Origin of the sequence: Streptomyces otsuchiensis, from assembly GCF_004305975.1 — a bacterium.
Taxonomy (GTDB): domain Bacteria; phylum Actinomycetota; class Actinomycetes; order Streptomycetales; family Streptomycetaceae; genus Streptomyces; species Streptomyces otsuchiensis.
On the sequence record NZ_BHZI01000008.1, the window covers coordinates 17,161 to 36,787 of the forward strand.

The following is a 19,627-nucleotide window of genomic DNA, read 5'->3' on the forward strand; positions in this document are numbered from 1 at the left end:
GCCCTCGTTCGCGCTCTCCCCGAGGTGCGCCCACCGGCGCCCGGCGAGACCTCGCGCGCCGTCCCGGCCCCCGCTCCTCGGGGCGGGGCGGCCCGCCCCGCGTCCCTGCTCGCGGAGGCGGCCTCGGCTAATCGCACACCCTGACGGCATATGCCCGTACGGGTGAAGCCCGTCAGGAACACCCACATTCACCCGTACGGGCGCCAAGGATGGCCAGGTCCCAGCCGCCGTCACGCCGGTGTCCCACCGGCGCGCAGCGGCGGCATCACCTTTTTCCGTGGGGGTTCCACCCGTGTACAACTCTGCCTTCCGCCGGTCCGGCCCACGCCGGGCGGCGGCGCTGCTCACCACCGCACTCCTGCTCGGGAGCGCCGCCCCGGCCGCCGCCACCGGCGGCGACGGGGAGGAGCGGGGCGATCAGGGCAAGGCGAGCGCCGCGGTGCTCCGGGCCGGCCTGGACGTCGCGCTGCTGAACAAGACCGTCGAACTGCCGCTGAGTGCCACGCTCAACGAGGTCCACGCTCCCGAGGGGGAGCGGGAAGCCGCCGAGAAGACGGCACTGACCGCCACCCTCGACGGCGTCGACCAGGGTCGCCCCTTCCACCTGCTGCGCGCCGACGTCGCCTCCGCACGCGCCGGCGTCGACGAGGAGACGGCCGAGGGCGAGGTCGAGATCGCCAAGGCGTCCGTCCACGTCCCCGGACTGCCGCTGCTCTCCGTGATCGAAGTGGAGGCGGTCACCGCCCGCGCCACCTGCACCGCCGGCGAACAGCCGGAGGCCGAGGCCGGAATCGTCGGCCCGGTCACCGTCCTCGGCCAGACCGTCACCCTCACCGCGGGCGGCACCACCGCCGTCAACGTGCCCGGCGTCGGCGAGGTCCGGCTCGACCTCTCGCACCGGGAGACCACCGACAGCACCGCCGCGGCCACCGCCCTGGAACTGGCCGTCTCCGTCAACCCCCTCAACCTGAACGTCGCCGAGGTCGACGGCGTCGTCACCCTCGCCGCCGCCAGCTGCGAGAGCCCAGCCGTCCAGGAGCCCGAGCCGAAGCCCGAACCCGAGCCGGAGCCCGAGCCCGAGGGCAAGACCCCGCAGACCGGGGGCGGCGAGGAGGTCGAGACCAAGACCCCCGACCTCGCGGCGACCGGCGGTAGCGCCACCACGCCCGTCGTGGCCGCCTGCGCCGCCGCGCTCGTCGGCGGCGGAGCCCTGATGCTCCTGCGCCGCCGAACGGCCGGCAAGCGCGACTGACCCACCCGCTCACGACCGGCCCACGCGGCCGACAGGGGGCCGGGCCACACGGCCCGGCCCCCGCGGGCGGCGACACCCGCCGCCCGTCCGCTACCGTCCGCCCATGGCAATCGACGGCCCCCGCACCCCCGGCACCGCGCCCCGTGACGACACCGGCCCGCCGCACGCGCCGGAGCACCCACCGGCGCTGGCCCACGCCTGGCGCGCGCTGCTGGAGGCCGCCCGCCGCACCGTCACCGACGGCCTCGTCGTCGGCACCTCCGGCAACCTCTCGGTACGAGTCGGCGACACCGTGCTGATCACCCCCACCGGCGTCCCCTACGACCGCCTCCGCCCCGATGACCTTCTCGCCGTTCGCACCGACGGCACCCGCGTGGCCGGAACCCTCGCCCCCACCAGCGAACTCCCGCTGCATCTCGCGGTCTACCGGCACACCGCCGCCACCGCCGTCGTCCACACCCACGCCGTGCACGCCACCGCCGTCTCCCTGCTCGTCGACGAGGTGCCGCCGGTCCACTACGTCACCGCCCTGCTCGGCGGGCCCGTCCGCGTCGCCCCCTACGCGCTCTACGGCAGCGAGGCGCTGGCCGCGCACGTCGTGGCCGCGCTCCGCGACCGCACCGGCTGCCTGCTGCGCAACCACGGAGCCGTCACCTACGGAACCGGCGACGGCGGACTGGACCAGGCATACGAGCGCACCGCCCAGCTGGAGTGGATGTGCCGGGTCTGGCTCACCGCCGCCTCCGTCCCCGGCCCGCCGCCCAGCGTGCTGAGCGGAGCCGAGCTGGACGAGGCCACCGCCCGGCTGCGCGGCTACGGCCAGCCCTCGCCACCCGTCCACGCTCACCCCGAGTGACGCGACCACAGTCGGCTGTCACCACCTTCGCCCCGGCCGTGACCTGAATCTCACCCGGCCGCGCGCGCCCACTCGCTCCCCGGAGAGCCGAGCGTCATGGTGGAGCACATGCGCGCACGCACCGCGGCGGCCACGACCGCCACCGCCCTGCTCGGCACCGGCGCGGCGATACTCGCCGCCGGCCGGTACGCCGGGAAGTCCGCCCTCCGCCCCGGCGCCGACCCCCCGGTGCCCGCCGGGTTCCGCCGCAGCGTGCGGACCGTGGTCAGCGGCGACCACGGCCACGTCACCTTCACCCGGACCCCCGACCCGCTGCCGCCCGGCCGCTACGCCGTCACCTGGCCGTCCGGACGCGCCGAACTCGGCCCGCCCGAAGCGGACTCCGGAACCACCGGCACTCCCCGCCGGCGGCTGCTGCGCCTCAGCGGAGCCCCGCCCGCCCCCGGCGACCGCGTCCGCCTCACGCCGCAGCTCTACACCGGTGACCCCCGCGGCGCCCTGGGCATCGACTTCGCCGACATCAGCATTCCGTCCGAACTCGGCCCCCTGCCCGCCTGGTTCGTCCCCGGAGAGCGCGACCTGTGGGTCATCGCCCTGCACGGCCTCGGCGCCACCCGCGAAGCGCCCATGAACCTCCTGCCGTTCCTCACCGGCCAGGGCTTCCCCGTGCTGATCCCCAGCTACCGGGGAGACCCCGGCACCCGCGGCCCACGCGACCGCCTCTCCCGCCTCGGCGCCACCGAGTGGCGGGACGCCGACGCCGCGCTGCGCCACGCCGCCGGATACGGTGCCCGCCGCGTGCTGCTGCTGGGCTGGTCCGTCGGCGCCACCATGGCCCTCCACACCGCCACCGCGTCGCCGCTGCGCCGCCGGATCGCCGGGCTCGTCCTGGACTCCCCGGTGCTGCGCCGCGACTCCACCACGCGTGCGCTCGCCGCCGAACGCGGCGCCCGCGGCCCGCTGCTGCCGCTGGCCGTCCGCGCGGCCGAGGGCGCCGCCCGGCTCGGACCGGACACCCCGCCCCTGCTCCCGCTGCGGCCCTCCGGCGCGACACTGCCGGTCCTCATCGCCCACGGCCCGGACGACCACATCGCACCCTGGGAACCCTCCCGGGACCTCGCCGCCCGGCACCCGGAGAGCGTCGTCACCCATGTCGCCCGCCGCGCCGGCCACGCCGCGATGTGGAACGCCGACCCCGAAAGCTACGAGGAGGCGCTGCGCCGGTTCGTCACCCCCCTGGCGTGACCGGGGCGGGCGTCGGGATCCGGCCGCCGGTGGCGCACCACCGCTCCCGGGCGTCCCGCCGACCTCGTCCGTTCCCGCCAACAGGGGGTGCGGTTTGGGGAATCGGAGGGGCACCAGGAACACTGTTTCCGTGACGTCCCGTACCCCGCGAGACACCAGACTGCGTTCCGTCCCCAGGACGGCCATCGCGACGGCCCACCGCTCCGTGGCGCAGGGCCGCTCCCGTCCGGCCCCCAGGCCACCCGCTGCCCTGACACCTCGTGACGGGCTCGCCCGGCAGGCACGCGCCGCGCTGGGCGAGGCCGTACGCGCCGCCCGCTGGGCCGTGGCCGTCGGCCACTCCCCGCTCGCGCCCGCCGCGCCGTCCGGTGAACCCGGCGGCGCACCCGGCCCGGAACGGGCCGCCGCCGACCTCCGGATGCCCCCCGACCAGCTCCAGACCCACTGGGACCGCGCCCGTCTGGCCGGCCTGGTGGAGATCCACGACGACACCGTGCGGGCAGGCTGGCGGCTGCGCGCCTGGGACCGCGACGACTCGGCGGTACTGCGCGGCTGGGTCGCGCTGTTCGACGCCTGGTCCCTGGCCCACCCGGCGCCACCCGGCGCCGACCCCGCCCTCGTGGGCGAGGCGATCGTCGCCGCGCCCCAGTTCCTCTCGGTGATGCACCTGTCGGCGGGGCCGGTCACCGAACCGGTGCTGCTCGAACTGCTCACCAAGCGGATCGACGAGCTGCGCGCCGAGCGTGCTGAGCGGGACGCGGGCGGTGGTGCCGACACCGGGCCGTCGCCCACCGCGGAGCAACTGGCCGAACTGCTCGGCTGGGCCCTCGACGGCTTCGCCGGCGTCGGCGCCCTGACCCGCTGCCACGACCCCGGTGAGGACGGCCAGGCCGTCCTCACCCCCCTCGGCAACTGGGCGGTGTGGGTCAAGCTCGAACAGATCTGTGTCGCGGCGCAGAGCCCGGCGGGCAACATCGAGCAGAGCGCGGAGGACATGCTGCGCGGCTGCGTCCGGCTCACCCCCGGACCGGCCCGCGACGAGTACCGGGCCTGGCTCGCCGCCCGCACCACCGGCCCCGCCGTCACCGAGTTGCTCACCGCCGCCCGCGGTGAGGACGCGCTGATCCGGGCGCTCGCCTTCGAGGCGCTGCGCGTGGTCGGCGCCCCCGCCGAGACGGCCGTCCGTGCGGCCGCGGGCGAGACCACGCTGCGGCCCTACGCCCTGCTCTGGCTCGCCGAGCACGACGGGGCCGACCCCGAGGACCTGGCCGCCGACGCCTCCGGCGTCCTCACCCGCGAGGAGGCGACGTGGCTGTGGGTGGACACCGCGGCCGCCGTCTCCGACCACGGCGAGGGCCGGCTGCTCGTGGAGCACCTGGAGTCCTCCGGTCATGACTCGATGACCCGGCTCCTCGCCGAGGTCCGGGCCACCGGGCATCCCCGCACCGTGCAGGTGCTGGTGGCGCTCGCTGCTGAGCACCCGGACCCGGTGCTGGCCCGCGTGGTGCGCCGGGCGGCGTTCCAGGTGCACACCGGGGAGGGGTGAGGCAGGCCGGTCGTCCCGGGCGCGTCCCCGTCCCGTCCGGCGCGCGTGTCCCCGTCCGTCGTGCCCCGTACCTCCCACTCAGCCGGGCGGTACGGGGGGCGGGACGCGGCCACGGCCGTCGCTTCCGCCGCCCGGCGAAAAGCGGTTGCCCCGGCCCGTAGACTGGCCCGCATGGACATTCTGTTTCTCACGCACTAGCGGGCGGGCGTCAGGCGCGGCCACCGGCCGCCCTCTCCACCGTCCAACCCGCCCGTTCACCCCGCCTGGAGAATGTCCATGATCGCCGCCTCTGCCGTGGAGCTGCGCGCCGGCGCCCGCGTCCTGATCGAGTCCGCCACCTTCCGTATCGCCGCCGGTGACCGCGTCGGCCTGGTCGGCCGCAACGGCGCCGGGAAGACCACCCTCACCAAGTGCCTGGCCGGGGAGGGCGTCCCCGCCGGCGGCACCATCACCCGCGGCGGCGAGGTCGGCTACCTTCCGCAGGACCCGCGCACCGGGGACCTCGACAGCCTCGCCCGCGACCGCATCCTGTCCGCCCGCGGCCTGGACAGCGTGATCCGCCGCATGCGCGAGAACGAGGACCGGATGGCGAACGGCAAGGGCGCCACCCGCGACAAGGCGATGAAGAAGTACGAGCGGCTGGAGACCGAGTTCCTCACCAAGGGCGGCTACGCCGCCGAGGCCGAGGCCGCGACGATCGCCGCCAGTCTCGGCCTGCCCGAGCGGGTGCTGGGACAGCCGCTCCACACCCTCTCCGGTGGTCAGCGCCGGCGCGTGGAACTCGCGCGCATCCTCTTCTCCGACGCCGACACCCTGCTGCTGGACGAGCCGACCAACCACCTGGACGCCGACTCCGTCGCCTGGCTGCGCGACTTCCTGCGGACCTTCCGCGGCGGCCTGATCGTCATCTCCCACGACATCGACCTCGTGGAGACGGTCGTCAACAAGGTGTTCTACCTGGACGCCAACCGCTCGCGCATCGACATCTACAACATGGGCTGGAAGCAGTACCTGACCCAGCGGGAGGCCGACGAGCGGCGCAGGCGCCGGGAGCGGGCCAACGCCGAGAAGAAGGCCGCCGCGCTGCACTCCCAGGCCGACAAGATGCGGGCCAAGGCGACCAAGGCGACCGCCGCGCAGAACATGGCCAAGCGCGCCGACCGGCTGCTGGCCGGACTGGAGGACGAGCGCCGCTCGGACAAGGTCGCCAAGCTGCGCTTCCCGGACCCGGCGCCGTGCGGCAAGACCCCGCTGACCGCCGAGGCGCTGTCGAAGTCCTATGGCTCGCTGGAGATCTTCACGGACGTCGGCCTCGCGATCGACCGCGGCTCACGCGTGGTCATCCTCGGCCTGAACGGCGCGGGCAAGACCACCCTGCTGCGGATGCTCGCGGGCATCGAGCCGCCCGACACCGGCCAGGTCACCCCGGGCCACGGGCTGAAGCTCGGCTACTACGCGCAGGAGCACGAGACGCTCGACCCGGACCGCACCGTCCTGGAGAACATGCGGTCCGCCGCGCCGGACATGGACCTGGTCGCGATCCGCAAGACGCTCGGCTCGTTCCTCTTCTCCGGCGACGACGTCGACAAGCCGGCCGGGGTGCTCTCCGGCGGCGAGAAGACCCGGCTGGCGCTGGCCACCCTGGTCGTCTCCTCGGCCAACGTGCTGCTGCTGGACGAGCCGACCAACAACCTCGACCCGGCCAGCCGCGAGGAGATCCTCGGCGCGCTGCACACCTTCACCGGCGCCGTGGTCCTGGTGACGCACGACGAGGGCGCGGTCGACGCGCTCGAACCGGAGCGGATCATCCTGCTGCCCGACGGTGTCGAGGACCTCTGGAGCGCCGACTACGCCGACCTGGTCGCCCTGGCCTGACGCCCGCGGCCCGCACTCGCTTGACGCCTGCGGGCGTGCCCGTAGGGCCCGCTGGCCCGGCGTGGCACGGCGACGGGGGCCGGCGGGCGGGTGGATACCGCACGGGGACGATCATCCGGCCCAGTGAAGGTCCGTCGTCCGGGTGAGGTTTCCGTGTGCGTCGGCCCGGCGCCGGGCCGACGACACGTGCTCGTGCCCGCCCGGCGGCGCTCCGGGCGCCGTGGCCGCCCCGCGCCGCTGACCTGCCGCTTCCGCGATCTTGGCCGCCCGGAGCCGCCACCCCGCCCCGCCCGGCGGCGCTCCGTGACGCGCTCCGCCGGGGCTTCGCGGCCTCCGCCGCCCTGCACCGACCTCGCCGAATGGGTGGCCAGGAAGCGGGTTAGGGGTGATCATGAGAGTTCCAGAGCGCACTTCCTTGAGGAGGCACGGGTGGCCGAGACTCTGAAGAAGGGAAGCCGGGTAACCGGCGCCGCGCGCGAAAAGCTCGCGGCAGACCTCAAGCGGAAATACGAATCAGGCGCGAGCATCCGTGCGCTGGCCGAGGAAACCGGCCGGTCGTACGGGTTCGTGCACCGGATGCTCAGCGAGTCCGAGGTGACCCTGCGCGGCCGCGGGGGCGCGACGCGGGGAAAGCGGGCCACAGCGGCCTGACCCCCGGCTCGCTGGAGCCACGCCCGTCCGACCGTTACTCTGCAGATGTTATTACCGCCGAGTAACGTTCGGAGGGGCTCATGAGCCTGCTCGACCAGGACGGAGTGAGGGTCACCGTCGACGACGCCGTCGCGACGGTCACCCTCACCCGTGGGGACAAGCGCAACGCCCAGACCCCCGCCATGTGGCGAGCCCTCGCGGAGGCGGGGTCCGTACTGCCCGGTTCCGTCCGGGTGGTGCTGCTGCGCGCCGAGGGCCCGTCCTTCTCCGCCGGCCTCGACCGCCGCGCCTTCACGCCCGACGGCATCCCCGGCGAACTGTCCTTCCCCGCGCTCGCCCGCACCCCCGACGCCGAACTCGACGCGTACATCCAGGGTTTCCAGGGGGCCTTCACCTGGTGGCGGCGGAACGACCTGATCACCGTGGCCACCGTCCAGGGTCACGCCATCGGCGCCGGCTTCCAGCTGGCGCTCGCCTGCGACCTGCGGATCTGCTCCGACGACGCCGAGTTCGCCATGCGCGAGACCACTCTCGGACTGGTGCCCGACCTGACCGGCACCCACCCCCTGGTAGCGCTCGTCGGCTACGCCAGGGCGTTGGAGATCTGCGCCACAGGGCGCACCGTCCACGCCGAGGAGGCCGAGCGCGTCGGCCTCGCCAATCTGGTGGTGCCCGCGGCCGACCTCGACTCCGCCGCGGCCGACCTCGTCGCCGCCCTGCTGGCCGCCCCCCGTGACGCCGTCATCGAGACCAAGGCGCTGCTGCGCGCGGCGACGGTCAACGACTACGACCAGCAGCGTGCGGCCGAGCGCGCCTCCCAAGCGCGCCGGCTGCGGGACCTGCTGGGGGAGAGCGACTGACGAGAGCCGGTCGTCGAGAGGCACGCCCGGGCGGGCAGCGACCCGCCCGGATGTGCCGGCCCGGATTCGGTGCGGGAAAGTGCGTGAGCGAGTGGGTGCCGCGGAGGGGTGAACGCCGGGTGGGCTACGGAAGACCGCCGTCTTCCGCGCAGGATATCTGTCATGGCGGGAGTAGACATGCGGATCTGTCCTGGTTAGTCTCGGGCGGTCGGTTCCGGGCGTCCAGCCGGTGGGACCGCGACAGTGCGGCGGTGCGGAGCGGGTCCGGCGCATCCCCCCGAGCAGAGGTGCATGTGACCGCAGAGAAGTCCCTCGGTCGTCTCGACGACGACGACTACCCCGCCTACACCATGGGTCGCGCCGCGGAGATCCTGGGCGCCACCCCCGCCTTCCTGCGGGCCGTCGGCGAAGCCCGCCTCATCACCCCGCTGCGCTCGGGGGGCGGCCACCGCCGCTACTCCCGTTACCAGCTGAAGATCGCCGCCCGGGCGCGCGAACTCGTCGACCAGGGCACCCCGCTTGAGGCGGCGTGCCGGATCGTCATCCTGGAGGACCAGCTGGAGGAGGCGCGGCGCATCAACGCCCGGCTGACCGGCGGCTCGGACGGCCCCTCCGCCGGCGGACCCGTGGCCGGGTGACGGACACGGCTGACGACCGGGGCCGATGACCGCTCGCCGCCGGAGCATTACCTTTCACTGCGGACGGCCGGAAATCTGTTGTCGCGGGAGGAGATAGAAAGGTCTTCTCGCGCGCGGTATTCACGGCTGAGGCGCCGGATTCAAGGGCGCTGTTGCACATGGCGGCACCCCCTGTGCTAGCTTGAGTCCCAGTTGCAGTTGTGGTTCCCAGGAGCTTCAAGCGCTCTCGTCGGTTTCTCAACGATGAGAACGCTTTTGTTTTTTCCGGTCCAATCCGGTTGGGGCAATCATCACGGCGACGCTGGGCCCGCACAGTGCGGACCCAGGGCACCGCCCCGAAGGAGATATGACATGGCTACTGGCACCGTGAAGTGGTTCAACGCGGAAAAGGGCTTCGGCTTCATCGAGCAGGAGGGTGGCGGCGCTGACGTCTTCGCCCACTACTCGAACATCGCCGCCCAGGGCTTCCGCGAGCTCCACGAGGGCCAGAAGGTTAACTTCGACGTCACCCAGGGCCAGAAGGGCCCGCAGGCGGAGAACATCGTCCCCGCCTGAGGCTGACACGTACGACGTGGTCGGGCCCGCGCCTGAGGGCGCGGGCCCTGCTCGTTTGCCACGTGGAGCCCTCCACGTGCCGCAGCGGATTCACCGGGCGCCCAGCGGGTGACCCAGCCGGTGGCGAAGTGCCACCGTGCCGCGCGGCAGGACAGGAATGCGGCTCCGGTTCACCGGTTCAGCCCTCCGCCTTTCCCAGGCGGACACCTGTGCCCGCCGTTCGCGCGGGGAAGACACGTTTCTTCCCTCATTGTTTTCGTATTCTTCGGCCCGTACTCGCGATTCTCCCCATGGCGCTCTGCTGCCGAGAATTCCTCGATACGTGCCGCATCGAGGAAGGTTCTGCATGAACCGCACAGCACGTACGCGTGACCGAAACCCCCGCTCCGGCGGCAACAGCGGCGGCGCCCGGAGTGGCGCCGGTCGCGGTGGCGCCCCCCGCCGTTCCGGTGGAGGCCGTCCCGACAACGCGAGCCGCTCCGGCGGCGGCCGCGGCCGCCGCCCGGCACCGCGCGGAGAGTTCGCGCTCCCCGTCACCTCCACCCCCCCGCTGCCGGCCGTCGGCGCCTTCGCCGAGCTGGACATGCCCGCTCCGCTACTCGCGGCGCTCGGCACCCAGGGAGTGGTCGAGCCCTTCCCCATCCAGGCGGCGACCCTCCCGAACGCGCTCGCCGGCCGTGACGTGCTGGGACGCGGACGCACCGGTTCGGGCAAGACCCTGGCGTTCGGCCTGGCGATGCTGGCCCGCACGGCGGGTCGCCGCGCCGAGCCCCGCGAGCCCCTGGCCCTGGTGCTCGTGCCGACGCGCGAGCTGGCCCAGCAGGTCACCGACGCGCTCACCCCGTACGCCACCCCGCTGCGGCTGCGGATGGCCACCGTCGTCGGCGGCATGTCCATCGGCCGGCAGGCCTCCGCCCTGCGCGGCGGCGCCGAGGTCGTGATCGCCACCCCCGGGCGGCTGAAGGACCTCATCGAGCGCGGCGACTGCCGCCTCGGCCGGGTCGACATCACCGTCCTGGACGAGGCCGACCAGATGGCCGACATGGGCTTCATGCCCCAGGTCACCGCCCTGCTCGACCAGGTGCGGCCCGACGGCCAGCGGATGCTGTTCTCCGCCACGCTGGACCGTAACGTCGACCTGCTGGTGCGCCGCTACCTCGACGACCCGGTGGTGCACTCGGTCGACCCCTCGGCCGGCGCCGTCACCACGATGGAGCACCACGTACTGCACGTCCACGGCACGGACAAGCACGCCACCACCATCGAGATCGGTGCCCGCGACGGCAGCGTGATCATGTTCCTGGACACCAAGCACGCGGTCGACCGGCTCACCCGGGACCTCCTGCGGAGCGGCGTGCGCGCCGCGGCGCTCCACGGCGGCAAGTCCCAGCCCCGGCGGAACCGCACGCTGGAGCAGTTCAAGACCGGCGATGTCACCGTGCTGGTGGCCACCAACGTGGCCGCCCGGGGCATCCACGTCGACAACCTCGACCTGGTGGTCAACGTCGACCCGCCCAGCGACCACAAGGACTACCTGCACCGCGGCGGGCGCACCGCCCGTGCCGGCGAGTCCGGCCGGGTCGTCACCCTGGTCCTCCCCGAGCAGCGCCGTGAGATGACCCGCCTGATGGCCGACGCGGGCATTAACCCGCACACGGCGCGGGTGCGCTCCGGTGAGGCGGAGCTGAGCCGCATCACCGGAGCCCAGGCGCCCTCGGGCGTCCCCGTCGTCATCGCCGCCCCGGTCGTGGAGCAGCCGAAGCGCAAGGCTCCCTCGCGCGGCCGGCGCAGCCGCACCGCCCAGGCCCGGCGGTCCGGCGCCCCCACCCGCACCGGCGGCGGCCGGGGCGAGCGCCGCTCCTGACCGAGCGGCCCGCACGACACACCACGACCTCACCGGCGGATCCGGCACCCACAAGGGCGCCCGGACCGCCGGTGAGGCCGTTGATCCCCCGGCACGTCGACCGGCGCCGGGGCTCCGGAACGGTCCGCGGATCGGTTCAGACGGGGTCGATCGCCGTGACCAGTACCGCCACCCGGTCGGTCCCGGCGGTCGCGATGGCGGTCAGCCGCACGCGGTGCGCCACGTCCAGCACCTGCGCGTCCTGACGTACCGCCAGTTGCAGCCGGGCTCCGTCGTCGTCCACGCGGACGGCCCGGCCGGTGCCTCCCAGCACCCCCGCCGGGCGGGTCACGCCCGGTACCTCCAGGACCGCGCGCAGCACGGACGCCGTCAGTTCGGTGAGGTGGTCGTCGCCCGCGGCGCGTGAGGGCGCCGGGGCGCCGTCGGCCCCGCTCTCCGCCGCCACCTCCGCGTCCGCGATCCCCGTGCTCTCCGGGCCCGCCTCCTCGTCGAGCAGACCTGAGACGGTCAGGTCGATCTCCCGCAGATCCAGCCCGATCCGCTCACGCGCCGACCGGGCCAGCGTGGCGCGCAGCCGGGACGCCCGTTCCGGCAGCGGGGCATCGGGGCGCGTGGCGAACTCCGCGGCCAGGCGCAGGGGTGCGCCCGGCGGCAGGGCGCTCGGCGGCCAGGGGCGGCCGCCGGATCGGGCGGGGTGCCGGCCCGGCGCGTCACCGGCCGGCCCCGATGGCTCCTCCTCCGCCACGCCAACGGCCCAACCGGCCGGGCCGGCGTGTGAGCCGTCCGTCGCGAGACCGATCCGCAGGGCCGTGACCCGCAGCCCGGGCAGGGCGTGGGCGTCGGTCAGCAGCGCCCCCGCCGCGGCGCTCTCGGTCACCCAGAGCGGCTCCGCGCCGGTGCCCAGCGGGAGCAATCGGCCCAGGCCGAGCTGTTCCCGGACGGCTTGCGCCAGTCGCTGCGTCACCATCGCACCGCACCCTCTCGTCGTCGTGTCGTCCCACCGCCGCGTGCCGTCACCCGCGTGGCCCACGCCACCGCCGATCCGCTCCTGCCCTGGCCGGGGACACGGAACCACCCAACCCGGTTCCCCGGGCGGGGAGTCGAGCGTGTCGGCGGTGCGGGTCATCGCTCGGGACCGGCGGCAGGAGTTCCGTGCAAGGTCGCCGAAGCTGGGTACAGCATTGCTTATGACGTGGTGCCAGGGCGCCCCGTTCACCCGGTCGGCGCGGTGTCCGCGAGTCCCCGACCAGGCGGGTCTACTCTGGCACGAACAGCGGCGACGGCCGTTCCCGAACGGCCCGAACCCGGGGAACGAGGAGGCGCAGTGAGCGACAGCACGACCGAGACCGCGACCGACGCGAACGCGTCGGGGACCAAGTCGCTGGCGAACCGGCGCGGCACCGGCGACCCCGCGACGCGAGGCAAGACGACCATCGCCGACGGTGTGGTCGCCAAGATCGCCGGACTGGCCGCACGCGACGTCGTCGGTGTGCACGCCATGGGCAGCGGGCTCGCCCGCACCTTCGGCGCGGTGCGCGACCGGGTGCCCGGCAGCGCCAAGTCCGCCACCCGTGGTGTGAAGGCCGAGGTCGGCGAGGTGCAGACCGCGCTCGACCTCGACATCGTGGTGGAGTACGGCGTCTCCATCGCCGAGGTCTCGCGCACCGTGCGCGAGAACGTCATCTCCGCCGTGGAGCGGATGACGGGCCTGGAGGTGGTCGAGGTCAACATCGCGGTCGGCGACGTCAAGCTGCCCGAGGACCTTGAGGAAGAGGCCGAGGACGAGGCCAGCCGCCCCCCGCTCCAGTGAGCGGTGCCGGCGGGCACGAAGACATCCCGGTCCTGCGGGCCCGGTGAGTGAAGGAGCGGAAGATGAGCATGGCCGTCGTCGGTCTGATCGCCGGCATGGCACTCGGATTCGCCGGGTACTTCGGCGGGTTCGGGGCCTTTCTGCTGGTCGCCGCCCTCGGCGCCGTCGGCTTCGTGGCCGGCCGGTTCGCCGACGGGGATCTACAGCCGGGGGACTTCTTCCGGCCGGGGGAGCGCAACCGCGACAATGACCGACTCCGCTGACACCCTCGCCCCGACGGTCCCGCCCGCCGAACGAGGCGCCACCCGGATCGCCGAGCGGGTGGTCGCCAAGCTGGCCGCCCAGGCGGCCCGGGAGGCGCTGCGCTCGGTGAGCGCGTCCATGGAGACGCCCTGGTCGCCCCGGGCGGCCGGGCGGGGCCAGCCCGAGGCCAGCGTCTCGGTCCGCCGGAACCCCGGTCCCGGCGGGACCGGCGGCCTGGCAGACGTCCGGGTCGCCGTCGAGCTGGGCTACCCCTCCGACATCGGAGCCCAGTGCGGTGCCGTCCGCCGCCAGGTCTCCCGCCGCGTGCTGGAACTGGCCGGGATGGAGACGACCGATGTGGCGGTGGACATCCGCCGGCTCCACTCCGAGCACCTCAGCCCCGACGGGAGGCTCCGGTGAACGACCACCGCGCACCCCACGGCCCGGAGCCCGCCGGCGGGCCGCACCACGGCGGCCACGGCGATCCCGGCGGTTACGGACCGGGCCACGGCGACCCCGGACCGGGGCCCGGGCCCGGCACCTCACCCAGCCTGGAGAAGCATCCGCCCGCCGAGCCCGGGACGCTCCCCGGGGAACCGGGCCCGGGCGATCCGCCGGACCACACCCCGCACGGTGAGGAGATGGGATCGCGCCGCGCGGCCACCACTGCGCGCTACGAACCGGAGCCGTCGGACGGGGGACGCCCGGCCGGGCGGTTCTGGTCCGTGCGGCGGCTGCCCGCCGGAGCCGTGGCACTGGTGCTGCTGGCCGCGTGCGGCCTGCTGCTCTTCGACGTCGTCGCGGTCCGCGCCGACCGCCGGGCCGCCGCCTGGCGCACGGAGCTGGCGGACCAGCTCGCCACACGCACCCTGGACGACCCCTGGGTGATCGCCGTCGCCGCCGTACTGGTCCTGGCCGGAGTGTGGCTGCTGCTGTTCGCCCTCACCCCGGGACTGCGCGGGCTGCTGCCGATGCGGCGGGAGAGCGACTTGCTGCGCCCGTCCATCGAGCGCAACGCGGCCGCCCAGGTCATCCGCGACCGGGCGATGGACATCTCCGGTGTCCAGGCGGTCCGGGTGCGCGTGGGACGCTCCCGCGTGCGGGTCGCCGCCCGTGCGCACTTCCGTGATCTGGACGAGGTCCGCAGCGACCTCGACGCCGTCCTCGACCACACCGTCCGCGAACTGTCGCTGGCACGGCCCCCCTCGCTGTCGGTCCAGGTACGACGGCCGGGCAGCAAGGGCTGACCCGCGAATGGGGGACGGCGTCCGCCCGGCCCGCACGAGACGCCCGCCGAGGGCAGAGGTGACTTGCAGATGCTGAGAACCGTCAACCGGGTGCTGCTGGCCGTGACCGGTGTCGCGCTGATCGGGCTGGGCGGCGCCGCCCTGGCCGTCGCGCTGGACCTGCCGTCCCGGCTGGGCGTCACCCTGCCCGCCAACTGGTCGTGGCGGGGACCCGACTCGGTACCCCTGAGCCGGGCCGACCGCGTCCAGTGGCGCGAGGAGAGCTGGTGGTGGCCGGTGGTCATCGGCGCGCTGGCCCTGATCCTGCTTCTCGCCCTGTGGTGGCTGCTGGCCCAGCTGCGCCGCCGTCACCTGCGGGAGGTGGTCGTCGACAGCGGCGACGGCTCGGGTGCCCTGCTGCACGGCAGCGCCATGGAGGACGTGATGTCGGCCGAGGCCGAGGCACTGCCCGGGGTCGAACGGGCCCGGTTCACGCTGATCGGCCGCCGTACCGAACCACGCGTCCGGGTCGGGCTGCTGATCGCACCGCAGGCCCGGCCGGGCTCGGTCGTCCGTACGCTGCGCGATCAGACGCTGGAGAACGCGCGGCGCTCCGCCGGGGTGGAGAAGTTGCCGGCCGAGGTCAGGCTGCGGTCCGCCCGCCACTCGGCCGACCGGGTCATCTGACGGCGGGCGCCTCGCCGGCCGTCGCGTCGGAGGAACGCGTCTCGTCGGTGTCGGTGTCGGTGTCCGCCACGTCCGCGCTCGCGGTGCCGGTATCGGCTTCCGTCGGGTGCCCGTCCGTGGTGCCGGTCCGGTCGTCGGGCCCGTCCGGGCCGCCAGCGGTGGACGGCGCCTCGCCCGGGCCCTCCTCGCGGGCGTCGGCCAGCTCGCGACGCAGCAGCAGCACCCAGCCCACCGGGACCATGGCGGCGAACAGCCACCACTGGTACGCGTAGGCGAAATGGGCGCCGATCCCGCTGTGGTTCGGCGCGGAGAGCAGCTCCGGCTGGTCCTCGGGCCCGCCGGCCGGCGCCGGGGTGGTCTCGGCCAGCTCCAGGTGGCCGGCCACCACGGGCGTGCCCAGCTCCTCCGCCCGCTGCCCGCTGTTCATCATCATGACCATGCCCTCGGGCAAGCCGCCGCGGTCGCGGATACCGGTGGTCTCGGGGGTCTCGTCGGCCATCAGCCGGCCGCTCACCGTCACCTCGCCGTCCGGCGGTGCGGGAACGTCGGGCATCCGGGTCGGGTCCGACCCGGCCCGCACCCAGCCGCGGTTGACCAGGACCACCGGGCCGTCGTCCTGCGTCAGGGGTGTCAGCACGTAGTAGCCGAGCGCGCCGTCCTGGTTCCCGGTGCGCTGCCGCACGACCACCTCGCCGGCGGCGTCGTACGACCCGGAGGCGGTCACCGTCCGGTAGCGGTCGTCGGGGTCGGGCGCCCGGCCGGGGGCCGCCAGCTCCGTCATGGGGACGGGCTCGGCCTCCAGGTTGCCCTTGATCAGCTCATTGCGCTCCACCCGCTGCCCGTAACGGTCGTACTGCCAGTTGCCAGCCTTGATGAAGGCCGGGATCAGCAGCAGCGACACGAGGGTCAGCATCACCCATTGCCGGGACAGCAGCACACGGTACACAGCACCCGACGTTACCGGAGGCGGTTCATGCTCCCGGTGCCGGGTCGGACGGCGGCCGCGCGGCGGGCAGCACGTCCCGCAGCAGCTGGGTGTACGCCGCCTCGTCCACCACCGGGGTGCCGTGCCGGCGGGCGCGGGCCACCTTGCTGGTGCCGGCGTCGGGATCGTTGGTGACCAGCAGGCTGGTGCGGCCGGAGACGCTGGACGACACGTGCAGGCCCGCCTCGCACGTCTGGTCCTCCAGCAGTTCCCGCTCGATCGAGGTGTCGCCCGAGAACGCCACTCGCATCCCCTGGGCCAGCGGCTCGCCCTGGCGGTAGCGGCCCGGGTTGGGATAGGGGCACGGCGGCAGCTTGCGGCTCATGCGCCACGCGCCGGAACCGGCGGACCTGCGGGAGACGGGAAGGCCGGGCGCGGGGGTGTCGCTGAACTCGGTGAGCGGCCGGCACAGCAGCAGTGGCAGCCGTACCCCCTGCCGCGCGGCCCGGTGCAGGCTCGGGGCGAAAGCCTCGGCCAGCACCCTGGCGTCGTCCAGCGCGTGGTGGGCCCGCTCCTGACGCACACCGAAGTAGGCGACCAGCGACTCCAGACGGTGGTTGGGCAGCGGCAGCCCCAGCTCCTTCGCCAGGGCGATGGTGCACAACCGCTGCCGCACCGGCGGTACGTGCCCGGCGCGTGCGTACTCGCGGGCGATCATCGTCCAGTCGAAGACCGCGTTGTGCGCCACCAGCACACGCCCCTCCAGCCGCCGGCCGAACTCCTCGGCCACCTCGGCGAACAGGGGCGCGTCCGCCAGCACCTCGGCGGTCAGCCCGTGGATCCACGTGGGGCCCGGGTCACGCTGCGGGTTGACCAGGGTGTACCAGTGATCCTCCACCTGGCCGCGCGAGTTGAGCCGGTAGACGGCGGCGGAGACGATGCGGTCGTCGCGGGAGAGTCCGGTGGTCTCGACGTCGACCACCGCGTAGCCGTCCGGATACCCCTGTGGCCAGGGCGTGTTGGCGGACTGCTGGGCAGGGACGTCAACCGTGACTGAGAGGTGGTCTTCGGACATGGTCCCAGAGAATACGGGCCGGTGCCGACAGTTCGGTCATCCGCCCACGGCGGTTCACCCGGCCGACCTGTGAGGTATCTGACGCGTCCGCAGGTCGCGGGCGGGGGAGCACGCCACCTCCGGTGCGGTCTGCCGACGGGAGCGCGCCACCCGGCACGCGCGGTGTCCCGGGCGCCGCACCGGCACGCCCGCTGCGGCGCCGCACGCCTCCGCACGCCCCTCGGGATCCGCCTCCGCCCGTCGGCCCCGCCGCCCGCCCCGGCTGTCAGCGCGCTGACGTACCCTGCGACGTACGGTGGAAAGGACGGCTAAAGGAGTAAGCATGCTGCTCGACACCTACGGCCGGACCGCGACGGACCTGCGGGTCTCCCTGACCGACCGCTGCAACCTGCGCTGCACCTACTGCATGCCCGAGGAAGGGCTCGACTGGCTGAAGAAGACCAGTCTGCTGACGGACGACGAGATCGTCCGGCTGGTGCGGATCGCCGTCACCCGGCTCGGCGTCACCGAGGTCCGGTTCACCGGCGGGGAACCGCTGCTGCGGCCCGGCCTGGTCTCCATCGTGGCCCGCTGCGCCGAACTCGACCCCCGCCCCGACCTCTCCCTCACCACCAACGGCATCGGCCTGGAGCGCGTGGCGCCGGCGCTCCGGGACGCCGGCCTGGACCGGATCAACGTCTCCCTGGACACCATCGACCCTGAGGTCTTCCGGCGGATGACCCGCCGCAAGCGCCACGACGACGTGCTGCGCGGGCTGGCCGCGGCCCGGGAAGCCGGGCTGGCTCCGGTCAAGGTCAACACCGTGCTGATGCGCGGCGTCAACGAGGAAGAAGCGCCGGAGCTGCTGGAGTGGGCGATGGAGAACGCCTACGAGCTGCGGTTCATCGAGCAGATGCCGCTCGACGCCCAGCACGGCTGGAAGCGCGAGGGCATGGTCACCGCCGCCGACATCCTCGCCTCGCTGCGGACCCGCCACACCCTCACCGACGAGGGGGCGAACGAACGGGGCTCGGCGCCGGCCGAACGCTGGCTGGTCGACGGCGGCCCCTACCGGGTCGGGGTGATCGGCTCGGTGACCAGACCGTTCTGCCACGCCTGCGACCGCACCCGGCTCACCGCCGACGGACAGGTGCGCAACTGCCTGTTCGCCCGGGAGGAGACCGACCTCAGGGCGGCGCTGCGTGAGGAGGGGAGCGACGACGAGCGCGTCGCCGAGCTGTGGCGCGCGGCCATGTGGGGCAAGAAGGCGGGCTCCGGGCTGGACGACCCCTCGTTCCTCCAGCCGCAGCGGCCCATGTCAGCGATCGGCGGCTGACCGTCGCGGCCCACGCCCAGCCCCCCACCGGGCGCACGGGCCGGCAGGGGCGGCCGGCTCAGTCCGCGTCGGGGCGCTCCTGGGCGGAGGCGGCCTGCGCCGCCTCCCACTCCTCCAGCGGCACCACGTCCTTGAGGAAGTCGCGCGCACCGAGGAAGGCCGACAGCGACTCGCGGTGCTCCTCGCACGCCAGCCAGGTCTTGCGGCGCTCGGGAGTGTGGAGCTTGGGGTTGTTCCAGGCCAGCACCCAGCGTGCGGGGGTGCGGCAGGCCTTGGCCGAACAGATCACCTGGTCGTTCACCCGGCCCATCCAACACGCCACGTGGTGGCGGGGGCAAACGGGTGCGGCCGACACCAGGCGGCGGACGATCGCCGGGCCGCGTGCGGGCAAGGCGACGCCGGGCAGCCACGGGGGGAGCCGCCCGGCGTCGGTCAGTCGCTCCGACGGGGGATACGGAGCGCCTCTGCAGTATGACATGCGACAAGCCGCTCGGTGCAGCCGATCGGCGAGATTGATCCGAGGTTTTCACCCGCCGCCGGGTGGTCCGTTCACCTTGTCGTCGTACGGGTCTCGTCGCCGTCGTCGGCCGGTGCGGGGGCGGTCAGCGCGGGCCGTTGCGGCCCGGCGAGGGTGGTCCGCGGCAGCGGCGCGGCGTTTTCGCGGCCCGCGTTGGCGATGATCACCGCGACGTAGGGGAGCAGGGTGCCGAGCGCCAGGGTGACGAAGGCCAGGGGGCGGCTGACGTCCCAGAGCACCACCGTCAGCAGTACGGCGGCCGTCCGCACCAGCATCGCGATCGCGTACCGGCGCTGCCGTGCGTTGACATCGTCGGTGAGGCTCCGCCGGACACCGCTGATCCGGTACACCTCGGTCTGCTCAGCGCGCTCGCGCCGCCATCGCACCATGGGTCACCATCCGCTTCGTCCCGGAACGTGTGGGCCGTCCGGTTTCCCCACGGTACTCCGGGCCGGTGCCGCCCCGGCAGAGGGGGCGGCACCGGCCC

21 protein-coding genes are annotated in these 19,627 nt (G+C 74.2%); 16 read left to right on the forward strand and 5 right to left on the reverse strand.

Annotated features, from left to right (window positions below):
- The first annotated feature begins 292 nt into the window (after window positions 1-292).
- From E0D90_RS01585 to E0D90_RS01630, 10 genes are all read left to right on the forward strand, one after another.
- Window positions 293-1,252, forward strand: coding sequence for an SCO1860 family LAETG-anchored protein (locus E0D90_RS01585; protein ID WP_103501817.1), 960 nt, complete (start codon window positions 293-295; stop codon window positions 1,250-1,252).
- 103 nt (window positions 1,253-1,355) lie between these two features.
- Window positions 1,356-2,108, forward strand: coding sequence for a class II aldolase/adducin family protein (locus E0D90_RS01590; RefSeq protein WP_130796345.1), 753 nt, complete (start codon window positions 1,356-1,358; stop codon window positions 2,106-2,108).
- Window positions 2,109-2,216: 108 nt separating this feature from the next.
- Window positions 2,217-3,353 carry an alpha/beta hydrolase gene (locus tag E0D90_RS01595; RefSeq protein ID WP_130796346.1) on the forward strand — a complete coding sequence of 379 codons (1,137 nt, stop codon included), beginning with the start codon at window positions 2,217-2,219 and terminating at the stop codon, window positions 3,351-3,353.
- A gap of 130 nt (window positions 3,354-3,483) precedes the next feature.
- On the forward strand, window positions 3,484-4,899 hold the full coding sequence (locus tag E0D90_RS01600) for a hypothetical protein (protein ID WP_103501819.1): 1,416 nt from the start codon (window positions 3,484-3,486) through the stop codon (window positions 4,897-4,899).
- 276 nt (window positions 4,900-5,175) lie between these two features.
- Window positions 5,176-6,774, forward strand: a complete 1,599-nt coding sequence (locus E0D90_RS01605; RefSeq protein ID WP_103528703.1) for an ABC-F family ATP-binding cassette domain-containing protein — start codon at window positions 5,176-5,178, stop codon at window positions 6,772-6,774.
- Window positions 6,775-7,203: 429 nt separating this feature from the next.
- A complete protein-coding gene (locus E0D90_RS01610; protein WP_176599800.1) occupies window positions 7,204-7,425 on the forward strand; it encodes a helix-turn-helix domain-containing protein in 222 nt (73 codons plus the stop codon).
- An 80-nt stretch (window positions 7,426-7,505) separates the two neighbouring features.
- Complete coding sequence (locus tag E0D90_RS01615; RefSeq protein WP_103501814.1) at window positions 7,506-8,285, forward strand: enoyl-CoA hydratase/isomerase family protein; 780 nt, start codon at window positions 7,506-7,508, stop codon at window positions 8,283-8,285.
- 293 nt (window positions 8,286-8,578) lie between these two features.
- A complete protein-coding gene (locus E0D90_RS01620; RefSeq protein ID WP_130796347.1) occupies window positions 8,579-8,923 on the forward strand; it encodes a MerR family transcriptional regulator in 345 nt (114 codons plus the stop codon).
- Window positions 8,924-9,274: 351 nt separating this feature from the next.
- The gene (locus E0D90_RS01625; protein ID WP_028428031.1) at window positions 9,275-9,478 is read left to right on the forward strand and encodes a cold-shock protein; all 204 of its coding nucleotides are present in this window, start codon (window positions 9,275-9,277) and stop codon (window positions 9,476-9,478) included.
- A gap of 346 nt (window positions 9,479-9,824) precedes the next feature.
- Complete coding sequence (locus tag E0D90_RS01630) at window positions 9,825-11,342, forward strand: DEAD/DEAH box helicase (RefSeq protein WP_103501812.1); 1,518 nt, start codon at window positions 9,825-9,827, stop codon at window positions 11,340-11,342.
- Between the two features lie 136 nt (window positions 11,343-11,478).
- Here the strand turns inward: E0D90_RS01630 and E0D90_RS01635 are convergent, their stop codons facing one another.
- Complete coding sequence (locus E0D90_RS01635; RefSeq protein WP_130796348.1) at window positions 11,479-12,309, reverse strand: hypothetical protein; 831 nt, start codon at window positions 12,307-12,309, stop codon at window positions 11,479-11,481.
- Between the two features lie 357 nt (window positions 12,310-12,666).
- On the opposite strand from E0D90_RS01635, the gene E0D90_RS01640 reads away from it, so the two are divergent.
- The 5 genes from E0D90_RS01640 (at window position 12,667) to amaP (ending at window position 15,308) form a co-directional block, all read left to right on the forward strand.
- A complete protein-coding gene (locus E0D90_RS01640; protein WP_103502231.1) occupies window positions 12,667-13,152 on the forward strand; it encodes an Asp23/Gls24 family envelope stress response protein in 486 nt (161 codons plus the stop codon).
- A gap of 62 nt (window positions 13,153-13,214) precedes the next feature.
- Window positions 13,215-13,415 carry a hypothetical protein gene (locus E0D90_RS01645; RefSeq protein WP_103502230.1) on the forward strand — a complete coding sequence of 67 codons (201 nt, stop codon included), beginning with the start codon at window positions 13,215-13,217 and terminating at the stop codon, window positions 13,413-13,415.
- Window positions 13,399-13,815 carry an Asp23/Gls24 family envelope stress response protein gene (locus E0D90_RS01650; protein ID WP_103502229.1) on the forward strand — a complete coding sequence of 139 codons (417 nt, stop codon included), beginning with the start codon at window positions 13,399-13,401 and terminating at the stop codon, window positions 13,813-13,815. The genes E0D90_RS01645 and E0D90_RS01650 overlap by 17 nt, the downstream gene beginning before the upstream one ends.
- Before the next feature lie 131 nt (window positions 13,816-13,946).
- Window positions 13,947-14,642, forward strand: coding sequence for a DUF6286 domain-containing protein (locus E0D90_RS01655; protein WP_438827359.1), 696 nt, complete (start codon window positions 13,947-13,949; stop codon window positions 14,640-14,642).
- A gap of 69 nt (window positions 14,643-14,711) precedes the next feature.
- Window positions 14,712-15,308, forward strand: coding sequence for an alkaline shock response membrane anchor protein AmaP (amaP, locus tag E0D90_RS01660; RefSeq protein ID WP_130796349.1), 597 nt, complete (start codon window positions 14,712-14,714; stop codon window positions 15,306-15,308).
- On the opposite strand, the gene E0D90_RS01665 is transcribed toward amaP, so the two are convergent.
- Window positions 15,301-16,254, reverse strand: coding sequence for an SURF1 family cytochrome oxidase biogenesis protein (locus E0D90_RS01665; RefSeq protein ID WP_130796350.1), 954 nt, complete (start codon window positions 16,252-16,254; stop codon window positions 15,301-15,303). The genes amaP and E0D90_RS01665 overlap by 8 nt on opposite strands.
- Before the next feature lie 25 nt (window positions 16,255-16,279).
- The gene (locus E0D90_RS01670) at window positions 16,280-17,308 is read right to left on the reverse strand and encodes a DEDDh family exonuclease (RefSeq protein WP_103502225.1); all 1,029 of its coding nucleotides are present in this window, start codon (window positions 17,306-17,308) and stop codon (window positions 16,280-16,282) included.
- A gap of 322 nt (window positions 17,309-17,630) precedes the next feature.
- On the opposite strand from E0D90_RS01670, the gene moaA reads away from it, so the two are divergent.
- Entirely contained in the window at window positions 17,631-18,623 is a 993-nt protein-coding gene (moaA, locus tag E0D90_RS01675; protein ID WP_130796351.1) for a GTP 3',8-cyclase MoaA, read from the forward strand.
- 58 nt (window positions 18,624-18,681) lie between these two features.
- On the opposite strand, the gene E0D90_RS01680 is transcribed toward moaA, so the two are convergent.
- Window positions 18,682-18,933, reverse strand: coding sequence for a hypothetical protein (locus E0D90_RS01680; protein WP_103529011.1), 252 nt, complete (start codon window positions 18,931-18,933; stop codon window positions 18,682-18,684).
- Window positions 18,934-19,172: 239 nt separating this feature from the next.
- On the reverse strand, window positions 19,173-19,529 hold the full coding sequence (locus E0D90_RS01685) for a DUF3099 domain-containing protein (protein ID WP_103502222.1): 357 nt from the start codon (window positions 19,527-19,529) through the stop codon (window positions 19,173-19,175).
- Between the last annotated feature and the right edge of the window lie 98 nt (window positions 19,530-19,627).